The 16740-nt window shown below is 54.1% G+C and carries 16 protein-coding genes; all 16 read left to right on the plus strand.

Going from position 1 to position 16740, the window contains the following annotated elements; genetic code table 11:
- The first annotated feature begins 66 nt into the window (after positions 1-66).
- Complete coding sequence (locus AB1500_09550) at positions 67-1878, plus strand: histidine kinase (protein MEW6183400.1); 1812 nt, start codon at positions 67-69, stop codon at positions 1876-1878.
- A 260-nt stretch (positions 1879-2138) separates the two neighbouring features.
- A complete protein-coding gene (locus tag AB1500_09555; protein MEW6183401.1) occupies positions 2139-2765 on the plus strand; it encodes a response regulator transcription factor in 627 nt (208 codons plus the stop codon).
- A 223-nt stretch (positions 2766-2988) separates the two neighbouring features.
- Complete coding sequence (locus tag AB1500_09560; protein ID MEW6183402.1) at positions 2989-3153, plus strand: Flp family type IVb pilin; 165 nt, start codon at positions 2989-2991, stop codon at positions 3151-3153.
- A gap of 279 nt (positions 3154-3432) precedes the next feature.
- Entirely contained in the window at positions 3433-3924 is a 492-nt protein-coding gene (locus tag AB1500_09565) for a GNAT family N-acetyltransferase (protein MEW6183403.1), read from the plus strand.
- Positions 3925-4032: 108 nt separating this feature from the next.
- The gene (locus AB1500_09570) at positions 4033-4227 is read left to right on the plus strand and encodes a ferredoxin (GenBank protein MEW6183404.1); all 195 of its coding nucleotides are present in this window, start codon (positions 4033-4035) and stop codon (positions 4225-4227) included.
- A 92-nt stretch (positions 4228-4319) separates the two neighbouring features.
- The gene (locus AB1500_09575) at positions 4320-5483 is read left to right on the plus strand and encodes a glycosyltransferase (GenBank protein MEW6183405.1); all 1164 of its coding nucleotides are present in this window, start codon (positions 4320-4322) and stop codon (positions 5481-5483) included.
- A 94-nt stretch (positions 5484-5577) separates the two neighbouring features.
- On the plus strand, positions 5578-7785 hold the full coding sequence (locus tag AB1500_09580; GenBank protein MEW6183406.1) for a hypothetical protein: 2208 nt from the start codon (positions 5578-5580) through the stop codon (positions 7783-7785).
- 73 nt (positions 7786-7858) lie between these two features.
- Positions 7859-8539 carry a fumarylacetoacetate hydrolase family protein gene (locus AB1500_09585; protein ID MEW6183407.1) on the plus strand — a complete coding sequence of 227 codons (681 nt, stop codon included), beginning with the start codon at positions 7859-7861 and terminating at the stop codon, positions 8537-8539.
- 186 nt (positions 8540-8725) lie between these two features.
- Positions 8726-9106 carry an adenosylmethionine decarboxylase gene (gene speD / locus AB1500_09590; protein ID MEW6183408.1) on the plus strand — a complete coding sequence of 127 codons (381 nt, stop codon included), beginning with the start codon at positions 8726-8728 and terminating at the stop codon, positions 9104-9106.
- Positions 9107-9320: 214 nt separating this feature from the next.
- Positions 9321-10055 (plus strand): hypothetical protein, encoded by a 735-nt coding sequence (locus AB1500_09595; protein MEW6183409.1) that lies wholly within the window; start codon positions 9321-9323, stop codon positions 10053-10055.
- Between the two features lie 170 nt (positions 10056-10225).
- Positions 10226-10948, plus strand: a complete 723-nt coding sequence (gene ubiE, locus AB1500_09600; GenBank protein MEW6183410.1) for a bifunctional demethylmenaquinone methyltransferase/2-methoxy-6-polyprenyl-1,4-benzoquinol methylase UbiE — start codon at positions 10226-10228, stop codon at positions 10946-10948.
- Positions 10949-11203: 255 nt separating this feature from the next.
- Positions 11204-12643: a menaquinone biosynthesis decarboxylase gene (locus AB1500_09605; GenBank protein ID MEW6183411.1), complete on the plus strand. Its 1440-nt coding sequence runs from the start codon at positions 11204-11206 to the stop codon at positions 12641-12643.
- 56 nt (positions 12644-12699) lie between these two features.
- Positions 12700-13560 carry a UbiA-like polyprenyltransferase gene (locus tag AB1500_09610; GenBank protein ID MEW6183412.1) on the plus strand — a complete coding sequence of 287 codons (861 nt, stop codon included), beginning with the start codon at positions 12700-12702 and terminating at the stop codon, positions 13558-13560.
- Positions 13561-13584: 24 nt separating this feature from the next.
- Complete coding sequence (gene mqnE, locus AB1500_09615; GenBank protein MEW6183413.1) at positions 13585-14682, plus strand: aminofutalosine synthase MqnE; 1098 nt, start codon at positions 13585-13587, stop codon at positions 14680-14682.
- Positions 14683-14684: 2 nt separating this feature from the next.
- On the plus strand, positions 14685-15545 hold the full coding sequence (locus AB1500_09620) for a menaquinone biosynthesis protein (GenBank protein MEW6183414.1): 861 nt from the start codon (positions 14685-14687) through the stop codon (positions 15543-15545).
- Between the two features lie 67 nt (positions 15546-15612).
- Positions 15613-16716, plus strand: a complete 1104-nt coding sequence (gene mqnC / locus AB1500_09625; protein MEW6183415.1) for a cyclic dehypoxanthinyl futalosine synthase — start codon at positions 15613-15615, stop codon at positions 16714-16716.
- The last annotated feature ends 24 nt before the right edge of the window (positions 16717-16740 follow it).

The following is a 16740-nucleotide window of genomic DNA, read 5'->3' on the forward strand; positions in this document are numbered from 1 at the left end:
AGATCGCGCAAAAATCTTTCTTCTTTACTGCTCCACCCGGACTTTCTGCTAAAAGGCGGCTAATGTTTGCCGGTCCCGATTAATACGTGCGGCCGGTCCATCCCCGATATGCTCGAAGAAAGGATACGCATGACGACCGCGGTTTTGCGACAATCCATTAAAAGACTCCAGTGGTTGTTCGGCAGATTGGGAATTCAGGGCTCCCGGGGTTTCACTGCCCAGCCCAGGGTATCGCTCAGTCAGGCCCTGGTGTTTTACCGTTACTTATCCCTTGCTCTGACCTCTCTTTTCTACCTTTTGGGCCCACCCGCGTCCCCCGCTTTTTTTAAGATCGGGGTGATCCTGCCGATGCTGGGGGTGGCGTGGCTCACGCAGCGCCTTTATGCCGCCGATGACTCTCTCGTTCACCGGTTGAAGCTCATCGGCATGGAGACGATAGTGATTGTGGCGCTGTTGCTGCCGACCGGAGGGCTGGAAAGCCCCTTTATCTGGTACGCCTTCAATCCGATATTTGCGGCGGCGTGTTATCTTCCCACCGGGCACTGCTGGACAACCGTGGTCGTGTTTTTGGCGGCCGCGACCGAAACAAGCGCCATATGTGCCGGCAGTCAGGAATCACTCCTGGATATCGCCGCCGAGAAATCCTGGCTGCTGCTGGTCTTTATTCTTTTGACCTCGGCGGTACAGCTTTTTACCCGCCTCGTCAACCAGTTGTCCGCGGCCTATGCGCGTCTTGCGGAGGCCCTGTCCGCCAGCGAGCAATCGCTGCAGCATATTTCCTCGCTTTATCAGGCATTAGAAGCCTTTTCCACGCAGGAAGACACCGCTCAGTTTGCCCTGCTGCTTGCCAAATACGCGAAGACTCTTTCCCGCTGTCCGGCGGCGTGCCTGCTCATGCGCGGGGAGACGCAGGAAAAGCAGAAACCGGTCGTAAGGGTCTGTAACGGCGAAGATGAATACTCCCGCATCAACCTTGAAGGGGAAATAAGCAGGATATGGGAGCGCGAAGAGCCGGAAACAAAGGTTTCCGCTTTTTTCGATGAAGCAGGGATCCGGTTGACGTGCGTTCCGATAATATCTCAGAGCGAATGTTTCGGCATGTTGGGTTACCTTGAACCTGCAAATACCCGAGAGGCGGAAGACCGTGACAGGGCCGTCAATTTCCTTGCCGAACTGGGCGCCATCGTTCTCGAAAGGTTAAAGACCGAAAAATTGGGGGGCCGGCTGCTGGTAAGCGAGGAACAAAACAGGATCGCCAATGAAATACACGACGGCGTTTCTCAACATCTATTCAGTATCTCATGCGCGCTTCACTCATTATCCCGGCAGAAGGCCGGTCTGCAGGATGAAGAGGTTCAGCGTCAGTTACAGTTGGTTAAGAATACCGCAAATCAGGCCGCAAGGGAATTGCGGGCTTCAATTTACCGAATCAGCCCGCGTAAGCGCGGTGAAAGCATATTCGTAGCGGGTCTGGCTTCCTACCTGAACGGTGTTGCCAGGATGAACGCCATCAGGGTGGATCTTAAGGCGGAAGGAAGCGAGGAAACACTGAGCCCGGCGCTGCGCAACGCTTTTTACCGGATAGTCAGGGAAGCGACCGGCAACGCCTTGAGGCACGGAAGATGCAGGTCCCTGGAGGTGCGGGTTTCGATGTCGCCTGCCGGTTCCGTCCTTGAGGTTGAGGACGACGGCAGCGGCTACCAACCCGGATCAAACGGTATGCCGGGTGAAGGATTGGGACTCGGGGTCCATAACATGAAGCAACTGGCGGCTTGTTTTAACGGTGAACTCGAGATTACCAATACGGGCCGGGGCACCCTGGTAAGGTGTATTGTTCCCAGGAGGCCGGGACAAGCGACTGAGGGAGATAAAGCCTGAGCCATGCAGAGCCAATCCGCCCCGAAACCGTTTATGCATTCAGCGATATCGATTTTTGATGATAAGTTTGGTCTTTTTTAAGGAGTGCCCCGTGCCGCCTTAGGCGACGCCACGTCGAATAAAAATTTACGTGGAACCAGCGAATTAACTGTTTATCACATAATCCTTTTCTTGATACATGGCGTTCTTGTCCAGCACTCAGAGCCTGAGTGCTGGATTGGCGGTTGATTTATTTTTGAAGGAGGAATCAGTCATTGAAAATGGTGGTGATCGACGACCATCCGCTGGTGCTTCAGGGGATAGGTTCCATCGCCCGGTTGTATGAGGATATCGAACTAGCGGGCACGGCGAGTTCCGGTGAGGAAGGGGTCAGACTGCTGGCGGAAAAGCAGCCGGATGTTGCGGTGGTAGACCTCAGACTACCGGGGGAATACGGGCTCGATATCATCCGGCGCGGACGAGCCGTCGCGCCCGGGTGCCGTTTTATCATCCTTACCGCGTACAGCGAACGCGCCGATGTCCGGCGGGCCATGGAAGAAAAGGTGGAAGGTTATATCCTTAAAGAAGCTCTTCCCGAAGAAATAATAAACGCTATTCGCCTTGTGGCGAAAGGGCGGACCTATATCGATCCGGTAATCGTTCAGGCGTTGGTGACCCATGACGAAAAAGACCCCTTGGAGCAGCTCACTCCCCGGGAAAAGGAGGTTCTTTTAGCCTTGGCCCGAGGAATGTCAAACCGTGATATTGCGCAAATGCTTTTTGTAACCGAATTTACCGTTAAGAAACATGTCAGTCAAATACTCGACAAATTAGGCCTTGACGACAGAACCCAGGCGGCTCTTTACGCCTTTTCCCGGGGACTGGTGCAGGAGCGTTCCCAGGGGTAGATAGAGGAAACGGTTTTTGTTGTCAGGTTGTCCATAATACCGGGGCGTCGGGATGTTAAACCAAAGTCTACCGTGCCCCTCCGCCAAAGCACCATTCAAAAAGTATACCTCCGGTTATTTTTAGTCTATTCCTCCGTAGCATGTACAATCGCTCTTTATTCCTTAAAATAGAATTTGGGTATTGAGATAATACTCGCAATAAATCTAACGGGGGGAAACGATGATGAAGAAACTTATGCGGCGGCTTTGGAAAGAAGAGGAAGGTCAGGGAATGGCGGAATACGGATTGATTCTGGCGTTGGTGGCCGTAGTGGTAATCGCGGCTTTAACCCTTTTAGGTGGCGGCGTGAGAGATCAAATGCAGTGTGTGGCCAACGAACTGGATTAAGTAAAAGGAATTGTTTTGCATGTAGAAAATAATTTGCGTATCGTCTTGTTCTAAAAGGTCTGGTTATAACCGCCGTATTTCTGCGGCGGTTTATTTTTTTAAAAGGTAATGACAAACAATTCTAATATATTGGTATATTTATTGCTACATTTTAAAAACGATTCGGAGGGAAAAGGCATTATCATTGTGAGTAGGAAGTAACGTTTTCCGTTATGTTATCGGCTATGATTATTTTTAACTTTCAGAATAAATAGAATAATTTCGCCGGAGGGATAAACGATGATTCGTAAGTGCGTTGAAGACGATTTTGAGAGAATCTACACGATAGTCAACGATGCCGCACAGGCTTACAAGGGCATTATCCCGGCGGACCGGTGGAAGGAGCCGTACATGTCACGGGATGAACTCCGGCATGAGATAGGTGAAGGTGTCGTGTTCTGGGGCTATGAGGATGAAAGCGGGCTGGTCGGCGTGATGGGCATTCAGGACGTGCAGGATGTGACGCTTATCCGCCACGCCTATGTCCGGACGGCCAGGCGCAACCGGGGTGTGGGCGGGAAACTGCTGTCCCACCTGAGGGAGCAGACAATTCGGCCGATACTAATCGGCACGTGGGCGGACGCAGTATGGGCGGTCCGATTTTACGAAAAACACGGTTTCCGGATGGTTTCTCCAGAGGAAAAAAACCGTCTGTTAAAAAGGTACTGGAAGATTCCCGAGCGCCAGGTGGAAACCTCTGTGGTTCTTGCCGACCGGAAAAGGCCGGGATAAGTTCGTACCCCGCCGGTTAAACGATTTGTGCCGGGGGGCAGGTGTATATTTTTATGACGGCGGAGCAAACTTAAACCGTTGAAAACCTGCCGGAAGGGGATGCGTTTAGTGCGTATGGAAGTTGATCAGGATTTGTGTATAGGCTGCGGTACCTGTGTTGATTTGTGCCCCGAGGTTTTTGAATGGATGGAGGCTGAAGAAAAGGCCAAGGCGGTGGAGGACGAGGTCCCCGATGACCTGGAAAATATCTGCCAGGAGGCGTCGGAAAGCTGTCCGACCGACGCGATAATGGCCCAGTATTAAGAAAGTAAAGACGTCCCCGCCGGCGGCGGGGAGTTTTCCTTTTATAAAGGAAGTTTTAGTCCTGCGGCGAAAAACCTATAGGAGTATGATGTTTGAACCGTTTTAAGGTAGTTCACGTCATTCGGCCCGCGGCGGGCGGGATGAAGCGTCACCTGCTGAATTTGTTGGAGCATACGGACAGGGATCTTTTTGAGCCGGTGGTTGCCTGTCCATACGAAGAAAAGCTCTTTGAGGCGGCCGAATCAGGCGCAAGGGTTTTTACCGTATCCCTGCCCGGTGAGATAAAGACGGCGCGCGACACCGCTGCGGTTTTGCGTATTGCCGGCGTGCTCCGGAAGGAAAAGGCGGTAATACTGCACGCGCACGGTTCCAAGGCGGGTCTGGTGGGAAGGCTTGCCGCGCGGTTGGCACGCACGCCGGTCGTCTTTTTTACCGCTCATAATTCCATCTTTTACGAACAATGGCCGGAGTACAAAAGGAAAGCATTCGCCATTGCCGAAAACATGCTTGCGCGAGGAACCTTTAAGATAATCGCCGTTTCGAATGCGTTGAGGCAGGAACTGCTTGACCGGGAGGGACTTCAACCGGACCGGGTGGTAACGGTTTACAACGGGATCGATCCGGCGGCGTTCCGCGTCGCAGAGGAACGTGCCGCGCTCCGGCTGCGTCTTAATCTGCCTGCGGATGCCGCGGTGGTGGGAACGGTTGCCCGGCTGGCGCCGCAGAAGGGGGTAAGATTACTGATTCAGGCCGCGGCGCTTATCCCTCCGGAGAAACGCCCCTTTTTTCTAATTGTCGGCGACGGTCCGTTAAGGCGAGAACTGGAAGAAGCGGCCGGGGACTTCGGTGTCGCGGACCGGTTTATCTTCACGGGAGCGCGTACGGACATACCCCGGGTACTAGGAGCGCTCGATTTGCTCGCACTGCCTTCGGTGACCGAAGGGCTCCCCCTCATACTATTGGAAGCGATGGCCGCGTCGCTGCCGGTGGTGGCGACGGCGGTAGGCGGCGTCCCCGAAGTGGTGGTTGACGGTAAGACGGGGGTTATGGTCCGCTCCGCCGACCCGGCAGGCCTTGCGTGGGGCATAACCCAAATCCTTGAAGAGCCAGACCTGGCCCGGAGAATGGGTGCGGCGGGGGAGAAAAGGGTTTCTGAGCTGTTTACGGTTGAAAAAATGGCCGGCCGTGTTATGAACCTATACCGGGAGGCTTTGACCAATAAAGGTATGTGGTGTGACCGTTGGTCTTGCAATTAAAGAGACACCGTCATAAAATTGTCTGAGTAGGTAAGGTCTGCCTTGGGTTTCTTTCTTTAAACAAAACAGCCTAAATCGAACCCGGGGGTATTCCGTGCGGCGCCAAAGAGGGTTATTGCTTATAAGTCTGCTTTCCTGCCTGAGTTTGTGTCTTGCGTTTAGTTTGTTAGTCGGCGGGAATGCGCTGGCAGCGGAACAAAAGGGCCGGGTGGTGATGCTGGTCATCGACCGTCTGAGTGTTGATGATTTACAGAACCCGGTTCTGGTTAATATCCCGCGCCTTGCGCGAGCGGGCGGCCTTGGACTTCTGAACACCAGTACGGGGAGTACACGCAACCCCGAAAGCGCCTATGCCACCATAGGGGCGGGAGCGCATGCCGTGGCGACCAACACCGGCTCCTATTCCTATAACGCCGCGGAGCAAATTACCGGCGGCACTAAGGCCAGTGAAGAGTTCACCCAGCGCACCGGCCTCGTCCCTGCCCCGGAGAATGTGGTGGTGTTGGAAATCGCCCGGCTGTTGAAGGATAACGATGCCCTGCCTCATCCGGTGACACCGGGGGGGATCGGGGAAACATTAAACACGGCCGGGATTAGTGCCGCCTGTCTGGGAAACGCCGACTGGCGCGACCGTCCCAGACGTCAGATCGCCACTATCGCCATGGATAACGGCGGCCTTGTGGATTCGGGTGAAGTCGGGCGGGGACTCCTTGTTCGCGATCCGCTTTTTCCGGGCGGTACCCGCACGGATTACAACGTTCTGTGGAATAATTGGCTTTACTTGAAAGATAAAGCGAACTTTATCGTCATAGATCTCGGCGATACCTCCCGCCTTGATGAAGCGCGCAGGGAGATAAAGGAAGAGGTTTTTCCCGGTCGTTGGGAAGAAACGCTCAGGCGGGCGGATGCCTTTGCGGGGAAGTTGGCGGACGATCTTGATCTTGGCGGCGAAGACCGCCTTATCATTGTTTCTCCCACCCCTTCAACCGCGGCGCAGCAGGGCGGCGACTGGTTCACACCGGTGATTATTGCGGGCGGCGGCGTACCCCCGGGGACCGTCCTTTCTTCACCTTCGACCAGGCGTCAGGGTATAATCATGAACATTGACCTGGCGCCGTCGGTTCTGGGGTTTCTTGACGTTCAACCCCGGGGAACAATGACGGGGCGGCCGGTTAACTTTGTCGGAGGTGTCGCACAGTCACGGGAGATATTTGATCTGCGCCGGCAGACTCTATTTGTTCACAATTACAGGACCCGGCTGATTAAGGCTTACCTTATCTACGTTCTCGCGTTGCTGATAGCCGCCGTGCTGCTTATAGTTTTACGGGAACGGACCTGGGCGGAACGATTGGGGCTTCACCCGTTGCTGCTGAGCATCATGTGTGTTCCCACCGCTTGTCTGCTCGTTCCTCTTCTCGGAACATTGGAAATTGTTTCTTATACCGCCGGTATCATAGCCGTCACCGCCGTAATGACCTTTCTGACTATGGTATTTGAAAAACGGAAGCCCCTTGCCGGTTTAATATTCCTTTCGCTGATTACCGTGGGGTTGCTGCTGTCTGACGCGTGTACCGGAAACGTGCTTCTGAGGCAGTCTATCTTCAGTTACGATCCTCTGGGAGGGGCGCGGTTTTACGGTATAGGCAACGAGTACATGGGAGTGTTGACCAGCGCAGCCGTTATGGGGAGCGCCGGTATCTTGAGCATCCGTTCAGGGCGTTTAACTCTCCTTGGAATAGCGGTCTTCTGGCTGATAGTCACCTTTGTTTTAGGCGCGCCGGGTCTCGGGGCAAATTTCGGCGGGCTCCTCACATCGGTGGTTGCTTTTACGGTCACCTTCATCGCATTTGCCGGGATAAGGTTCAGGTGGCGCGTGGCAATAGTGTCGGTTGCGTTGCTGGCTTTAATACCTGCGCTGATCGTCGGTCTTGATTTGTTACGGGGTTCGGGAGCGCAATCGCACTTCGGCCGGAATCTGCTGCTGGTCCTGCGCGATCCGATGGCCCTCCTGGATATTATTTCACGCAAAATGGCTATGAATTTTAAGCTGTTCCGCTACACCATCTGGTCAAGAGTCCTGGCCGCGGGCATCGGAGGGCTGTTACTCCTGTTCTACCGTCCGATAGGCGTGATGAGGGTTTTCCGCGGCCGCTACCCGTATCTTTTCAAGGGTTTCATCGGAGTGGTGGTAACCACTGTGGCTGCTTTTCTTTTCAATGACTCGGGTACCGTGGCGGCGGCGACGGCAACCATATTCGGCATCCCACCGCTGTTGTATATCTTCCTAAGGGAAACTGATTAAAATGCGGTTAGGCTATTTTAACGGCCCGCGGGGAGCGTTTGCGGGGATGCTCGAAGAGGGAATGGTATACCCTATGTCCGAAGGCTTTTCCGGGAAGCCGTCGGTGGAAGGTATTCCCCTTGAAGGTCTCGGGGTTCTTGCCCCTTGCCGTCCCGGTAAGATCGTGTGCGTAGGGCTTAATTACCGCGACCATGCCACAGAACTGGGTTTTGCTTATCCCGAAGAGCCGGTGTTGTTTTTGAAGCCGCCGACCGCTTTAATCGGGCCCGGTGAAGATATCGTTTACCCGCCGATGGCCGGACAGGTCGACTACGAGGCCGAGCTGGCGGTGGTGATCGGTGCGACCACCCGGCGGGTCAGCAGCGATGCCGCACCGGAGCACATCCTCGGTTATACATGTGCGAACGACATTACGGCGCGCGACCTCCAGAAAAAGGACGGACAGTGGACGCGGGCGAAATCTTTTGACACATTTTGCCCGTTGGGCCCTTATATTGTAACAGGCGCCGACATGTGTCATTCGGAGATTTCTCTTTATTTAAACGGGGTTCGGAAACAGTTTTCCAATATCCGCAACCTGATTTTCGATGTAAACTATCTGGTAAGCTTTGTGTCTCATGTTATGACACTCCACCCCGAAGACGTCATCCTGACGGGTACCCCGAGCGGTGTAGGACCGCTTCAAACGGGTGATATCGTGGTTGTCGATATTGAAGGGATCGGCAGACTCGAAAACAGGGTGGCGATGGAATAATAAATTTATCCCAGGCTAAGATTTTGTTGACAACAAGGGGGGATGTGTTAAAATTGTGATTGACTGTTTTACGCGAACCACTATATGTTGCTTGACCGGGACCTTGCAAGTTGTTGAATTGCCGGGGAACCCAGCTAAAAGGCGGTGTAACTTAAGAAATATTTTGCAAAGGGGGAGATAAATGAAATGAAACCTTTGGGTCGGCATATCTTAGCCGAAATTTACGGCTGTGATTTTAATATGCTGAACGACATGAAGCTGGTTGAGAAAATCATGGTCGATGCCGCACTCGAGGCAGGAGCAGAAGTTCGGGAGTGTGTGTTTCATCAGTTTAGTCCCCAGGGGATTAGTGGGGTCGTAGTGATTTCAGAATCGCACCTTGCGATTCATACATGGCCGGAACTCGGTTACGCGGCGGTGGACGTGTTCACCTGCGGCGAGAGGGTTGATCCGTGGCACGCGTGCGATTATCTTAAGCGTCATTTTTGCGCCACGGACATAGTGGCCACGGAGCAAGAGCGGGGGATTATCCCGCCGGAATATGACCAGTCAGCCCAAGCGATTTAGGGGGGGTTTTTATTAGTACGGGTTTAGAAAAGAAAAGGATTTCGACTTAGGCCTTGCAAACAGAAAGGGAGTTTTGCAGGGTCTATTTGTTTTATCCGGTCTTTGCAAAAGGGGCCTGCGTTCGGCTTAACTCAGGAAACTTCTGAAAGATGCAGGAAAAACAGGCGCTCCATGCGAATATATTGTTTTCATAAGGCGCAAGGGAGGAACCGGTTTGGACTGTTCGGAGTTGCTGCTGCCGATACGTGAAGAACTTGACGAAGTGCATAAGGCGGTGGCCGAAGCGGTTAAAAGAAGCGGGGGCATCGACTATAGCGTTTTGCAGAAGGACAATATCATTGAATATAATATTCGCCCGGCACTGGTATATGCAGCGGCGCATTTATGCGGGCTGGATTCTGCAAGTGTGGTTCCTGTGGCAAAGGCGGTCCAGTTTATTTTTTTTGCAACCGTTGTTCATGACCGGGCGGTGAAGTTAGAAGATATAGCCTGCGACGACCTCAAGGCGTTGATACTCCTCGGTGATTATCTTTTCAGCGCTTCTTTCAGGGTTCTCGCCGAGGCCGGAATGCAGCAGTTGCTTGTACCGCTGTCTAAGGTTGTGTGCGCCGAGTGCGAGGCGGCGGTTGAGCCCGCAAAGAACGGGGAGATTGAACCAGGCGTCCTGAAAAAGGAATCGGCTCTTTTGTTCGGGGAATGCTGCCGGCTGCCAGGCATGCTGGCAGGGGTTGATTTTGTCGACCGGATTTACGCTTACGGGATCAGCCTGGGAATGGTATACGGTTGCCTGAAGCGTAAGGTTTCCTCGTTTCAAGCCGCAGGTTACATTAAGGAAGCACGGGAAGCCTTGTTGAAATTACCCCTTGCTCCCGCGCGGCAGCAGCTAAAAGAAGCGTTGGACCTGGTTACCGTGAGCATTGCGGGTTTGGAGGCCGCCGCAACGAAGTAGGAGGCGGTAGCCAGTAGAAGATAGTAGGTAGAAGATAGAAGCGAGATGCGGGAGAACGGGAAGCAAGAGGCAGGAATGGACAGTGGGAATAGGAGTCGATATTCGGGAATCAGGATCGCGGAACCCTTACTCGTAAAGTACGTCAGGCCCGCGCAACGCAAGGAGAAGTAATGGATTATCCTCAGGAATACCGAAAGAAAGAAGTTTACGTTCATAAACTTTTCGCAAGCATTGCCCACCGTTATGACCTTCTGAACACGTTATTAAGTCTGAACCGGGACAAGCACTGGAGGCGTTTTGCCGTGGCCCAGTGCGGTCTTGAGGATGGGGGTTACGGGCTTGATGTCTGTTGCGGGACGGGAATGCTTGCGCTGGAACAGGCTAAAGCGACGGGACTCCGGGGGAGGATCGTAGGTGTTGATTTCTGCGAAGAGATGCTGGCGAAAGGACGGAAAAACATCGCCGGAACGGCCTATAAAGATATAATCGAATTAATTCGGGGAAACGCTATGGATTTACCGTTTCCGGACGACACCTTTGATTGTGCCACCATCGGCTTCGCCTTGAGAAACGTACCCAGCATCCGGCGTACGATCGAGGAGATGATGCGCGTTGTTCGTCCGGGAGGGCGCGTGGTGTCACTTGAATTTGCCAAACCGAGTTTCCCGGTTTTTAAACAGATCTATCATGTTTATTGTAATCGGCTGGTACCATTCATTGGGCGCCTCGGTGCGGGAATAGACGGCCCTTACAGCTATCTGCCGAACTCGATGAAGGCTTTTCCGCACCAGAAAGAGATAAGAAACCTTTTCGCGGCGGTGGGGCTTGCAGACGCCCGGTGTCACGAGCTTACGGGCGGGATTGTTGCGGTGCACGTCGGTACGAAAAGGTAAAGAGGGGTTATTCACAACAAAGGACACAGAGATTAATCAACCGCCAGGACGCCAAGGGAACCAAAATGCGGAACGCATAAAATCTGAAAAACACTATTATTATAACGTTTTGTGCCCTAAGGGCAGCGAAGGCATGTTTATAAGGATGAAAATATCGATTTGGAAACAGCGGTTTAACTGTTGTCATATGTTTTCCTTGCCCCATGGTGTTTTTGGCGTCTTGGCGGTTTAATTATTTCCCGAGGAGTGGTTGTTTTGGGCTACCGGGACCTCCGGGAGTTCATGAAAGCCCTGGAGCAGAAGGGTGAACTAAAACGGATTTCGACGGTGGTAGGCGCGGAGCTTGAAATCACCGAGATCGCCGACCGTGTTGTAAAGTCCGGCGGCCCGGCTCTTCTGTTTGAAAACGTGCGGGGGTATGATATCCCCGTTCTAATCAATATATTCGGTACCCTTGACCGGATGAGGCTGGCGCTTAACACCACGGACCTGGACCTGCTGGGGGAGGAAATAGGTCAGCTTCTCCAGCCGGAACTGCCTCAGAGTCTCCTTGGAAAGCTGAAAGCGCTGCCGCGGCTGGCACAGCTTTCTTCCTTCATCCCCAAAGTGGTTCGTTCCGGACCGTGTAAGGAAGTGATAGTGAAGGACCCGGATCTTACACGCCTGCCGGTGTTAAAATGCTGGCCGGACGACGGGGGTCCGTTTATCACCCTGCCGCTGGTTTTTACTAAGGACCCGGAAACCGGCCAGAGGAATGCGGGGATGTACCGGATGCAGGTGTTTGACGCTAAAACGACCGGCATGCACTGGCACATTCATAAGGACGGTGCCGCGCACTACAGGAAGGCCTGCGCCAAGGGCGACAAACTGCCGGTGGCCGTGGCCCTCGGCGGCGATCCGGCCACGATATACGCCGCCACAGCGCCGCTGCCGCAAGGGATTGACGAGTTGTTGTTCGCCGGATTCCTGCGTAAGGAACCGGTGGAAGTGGTACGCTGTGAGACGGTTGATCTTGAAGTCCCGGCTCACGCGGAAATAATCCTCGAGGGCTACGTCGACTGCGGTGAAAAAAGGCTTGAGGGCCCGTTCGGCGACCATACGGGTTATTATTCGCTCGCCGACGATTATCCGGTTTTTCATGTCGTCTGCATAACCCACCGTAAAAATCCTGTTTACCCGGCAACAATCGTCGGCAGGCCGGTGATGGAGGATGCCTTTATCGCCAAAGCCAGTGAGCGTCTTTTCTTTCCCCTGATCCGGCTGCAGTTGCCGGAGGTGGTCGATATAAATTTCCCGGTAGAAGGCGTGGTGCATAACTGCGTTGTGGTTTCGGTAAGGAAGTCTTATCCGGGACAAGCCCGAAAGGTCATTAACGCAGTCTGGGGAATGGGACAGCTCTCTTTCAGCAAGCTGGTGATCGTGGTGGATGAAGACGTCAACGTTCAGGATATGAGCGAGGTCTGGTGGCGGGTTTTCAACAACATTGACCCGCGCCGGGACGTAATACTGACCGACGGGCCGCTTGATGTTCTTGACCATTCCTCTCCGCGGTTCGCTTACGGATCGAAGATCGGAATCGACGCCACCAGGAAGTGGCCGGGTGAGGGGCACGAACGAGAGTGGCCGGAAGATATTGTGATGGACCCGGAGATAAAAGCGCTGGTTGAAGAAAAATGGAAGGAATATGGCTTTTAACAAACATACCGGCGGTGATTAAACAGGGCGTCGGATACAAAGCAAGGTGAGCCTTGGTGAGATTCTTTGACAAGCTGAAGACGTTTCTGTCGATGATCAGGTTCGAGCACACGGTGTTCGCCCTCCCGTTCGCTTATATCGCCGCCCTGCTGACGCAGCAGCGGCTTCCTTCGGGACACGACATCCTGTGGGTCACACTGGCGATGGCGGGTGCGCGGACGGCCGCCATGTCGCTCAACCGGTTGATCGACCGTTCAATCGATGCCAGGAACCCCAGAACCACGGGCAGGGCGCTCCCGCAGGGGTTGATTTCCGTAAGGGAGGTATGGATATATGTCTTCCTGTCCTTCGCACTGCTCATGGTTTCGGCGTGGCAGCTCAGTCCCCTGGCGTTGAAGCTTTTCCTTCCGGCGGTAGTCATACTATGGACCTACTCCTACAGCAAACGGTTCACATGGGCGTGCCACTTCTACCTGGGACTTACGCTGGGACTTGCCCCGGTGGCGACCTGGGTGGCGATTACGGACAGGTTTGCGTTGGCGCCCGTGCTTCTCGGCTGCGGGGTGCTTTTATGGGTCGCGGGTTTCGATATAGTTTATGCCTGTATGGACTATGACTTTGACCGGGAAGAGAAGATTTTTTCTCTGCCCGCGCGGTTCGGGATCGGTCCTGCACTGTGGGTCGCACGGTTGTGCCATGTACTGGCGCCTGTTTTCTTTATAACGACGGGGGTGATTTTACGCCTGGGGCCGATGTATTTAGCGGGCGTGGCTTTTGCGGTGATCATTCTTTTTTATGAACACCGGTTGGTGCGCCCGGGAGACCTTTCCCGGGTGGGTGTAGCCTTTTTTAATATGAACGGCATTCTAAGCGTGGGGATGTTCATATTCACCATGCTCGATATATTACTGGGGTAAAACGGAGGATCCGGGTTGGGAAAGATTCAGGGATTTAATACACCGTTTCTGCGAATAGCGGAAAAGGTGAACAACGGCGAAAGACTCGGCAGGGAAGACGGTATTGCGCTCTATAAATCCACTGATCTGCTGAATACAGGATACCTGGCCGATGTCGTTCGTCGGCGGCGGCACGGTGACAGGGTGTGTTTTACGGTAAACCGTCACATCAACCACACCAACGTTTGTATCAACCGCTGCCTGTTCTGCGCTTTCGGCAAACTTCCAGGGCACAAGGACACCTACACCCTGACGCTGGAGGAGATCGAGGAAAAGGCAAGGACGGCCGGGCCGATGGGTGTCCGCGAGGTGCACATCGTCGGCGGGTTGAACCCGGAATTGACACTGCCGTATTTTGAGGAAATGCTCCGCCGCGTCTGCGCCGCTGTGCCGGGGGTGACGGTCAAGGCCCTTACGGCGGTAGAGGTGGACTATCTGGCCGGGCGCCACGAACTGCCGGTGGACGAGGTTTTGAACAGGTTAAAGGCTGCCGGATTGAACTGCCTTCCGGGCGGCGGGGCGGAGATATTCGCACCCCGCGTGCGGCGGCTGACCTGCCCGCGGAAGATCAGCGGCGAACGCTGGCTTGAGGTACACGCTACGGCTCACCGGCTCGGTATTAAAACGAATGCCACGATGCTCTACGGCCATGTAGAGACAGTCGAAGAAAGGGTTGAGCACCTCCTCAAATTGCGAGAACTGCAGGACGAAACGGGCGGTTTTATTACCTTTGTCCCGCTGGCTTTTCATCCGGCGAATACCGAAATGGAAAAGTGGGGATTAAAACAGACCACCGGTTACGACGACCTTAAAACCCTTGCCGTAGCAAGGCTTATGCTCGATAACTTTGAACACATAAAGGCTTACTGGATCATGATCGGCCCAAAGCTTGCACAGATCTCACTTTCCATGGGGGCGGACGACATCGACGGAACGATTGTCGAGGAAAAAATCACGCACAGCGCCGGTGCGGATACCGCGCAGGAATTTGCGCGTATGGAAATGGTTGAACTGATTAAAACGGCGGGTTATGCTCCGGTGGAACGCGATGCGCTTTACAATGTGGTCAGGGAGGGGTTCTGAATTTGAAACTCCGTTTAGGGCGGGTTGATTACCTTAATTGCCTTCCCGTTTATTATGCTTTTGCGAAAAAGCTGGTCTCCGCGGGTTGTCCCTTAAGGATCATTAAGGGTGTGCCCACGGCGCTGAACCAGATGTTTTTCGAGGGGAAACTCGATGTTACCCCTCTTTCATCGATTGAATACGCCAGACATTCCCGGGAATGTCTGATTCTCCCCAACATCTCAATAAGCGCTGACGGCCGTGTCGGCAGTATCCTGCTGTTCAGCCGTATCCCTGTTACCGAACTCGAGGGCTGCAGGATCGCGCTGACAAGCTCGTCCTCTACCTCGGCTGACCTGTTGCACATCTTGTTTGAGCACTATTATCATGTGAATGCCGCATTTTCGGTGCAGCAGCCGGACCTGGATACGATGCTGCGGGGAGCGGAAGCCGCCCTGCTGATCGGAGATGACGCCTTGATTGCGCACCATCGCGTATTGGACGAAGGGCTTCCCATAAGGGTCACTGATCTGGGAGAGGTCTGGAAAGATTTTACCGGGGAGAAGATGGTCTATGCCTTGTGGGTAGTGAGAAAGGAATTCGCAGACCGGTTTCCCGGCGAAACCAACGCACTGTCGGAAGCGATAACAGCGGCGAAGGTGGAGGGGATGGACCACCTTAGTGAGATCATCCGCAGCGCCCGCCGCCGGACGAGGCTGCCGGGGTCCGTGCTTGAAGAGTATTTTGATCTGATCCGGCATGATTTTGATACGGGCTATCAGCGGGCGCTCCTTCTTTACTATGATTACGCTTATAAGTCCGGGTTGATCGAGGACCGCGTTCAATCGCTGTCGATTTATCCGGAGAAGTTATACGGCGACTGAACACGAGTGTTTAAGATATGTACGAGAACCCTGGAGATATCATGAATCCTACGGGCGTAAGACGGGGGTGAGTCTCACGGAACCTGGCGGAGTTTTGCAGTCATGCCCGGGCGCAGATGCGATTCTGGACCGCGCGGCGGGAGGGGAGCGCCTTTCGGCGGCGGAAGCGGTCGAGATCTATAAAAAAGCGAGGCTTCTGGATGTCGGGCGGACCGCGGGTCTGATCCGGAACCGGCTGCACCCGGAAGGTATCGTCTCCTTCGTGGTTGACCGCAATATTAATTATACTAATGTATGTCAGTCCGCATGCCTCTTCTGCGCATTCTACCGCAGCGAGGGGGACGATGACGCTTACGTTCTGAGTAATAAGGAAATAATGGATAAGATCGAAGAATTAGTGGCCGCCGGCGGAACGCAGGTTTTGATTCAGGGAGGGCTTCACCCCCGCCTCGGCCTGGGCTATTTCGAAACCCTCTTCCGGGAAATCAGGCGGCGGTTCGGTGTGCACATTCATTCACTCTCACCGCCGGAGGTGGTTCACCTTGCCCGGCTCGAGGGGCTAACGGTGAGAGATGTTTTACGCCGGCTTAAAAAAGCCGGTCTTGATTCCCTGCCGGGCGGCGGGGCGGAGATCCTGGTAGACAGGGTCAGGCGGGTGATCAGCCCGCGGAAGATAAACGCGCAGGAATGGCTGGACGTAATGATCGCGGCGTTTGAAATCGGTTTGTTCGGGACTGCGACGATGATGTTCGGATCGGTTGACACGCCCGAGGAACGGGTGGAGCACATGCGGCGTATCCGTGAGGTTCAGGACAGGACCGGCGGATTCACCGCCTTTATCCCCTGGACGTACCAGCCGGGGAACAACGCGCTTGGAGGAAAACAGGCGCCGGTGGTGGATTATCTTCGCGTTCTCGCGGTTTCCCGCATTTTTCTCGATAACATAGTGAACATTCAGGCCTCGTGGGTGACACAGGGCGCAAAAGTCGGCCAGGTAGCGCTTGCCTTCGGAGCGAATGATTTCGGCGGGACGATGCTGGAAGAAAACGTGGTCCGGGCTGCGGGAGCCAGCCACCGCGTCCTGCGGGACGACATCCTCAGGGCGATCCGCGATGCCGGCTATACGCCGGTACAGCGCACAACCGACTATAAAATCATAGAAACGTTTTAATAAGAGCGGGAATCGCAAGAGGAA

The sequence above is a fragment of the Bacillota bacterium genome (assembly GCA_040755295.1).
GTDB lineage: Bacteria > Bacillota > Desulfotomaculia > Desulfotomaculales > Ammonificaceae > SURF-55.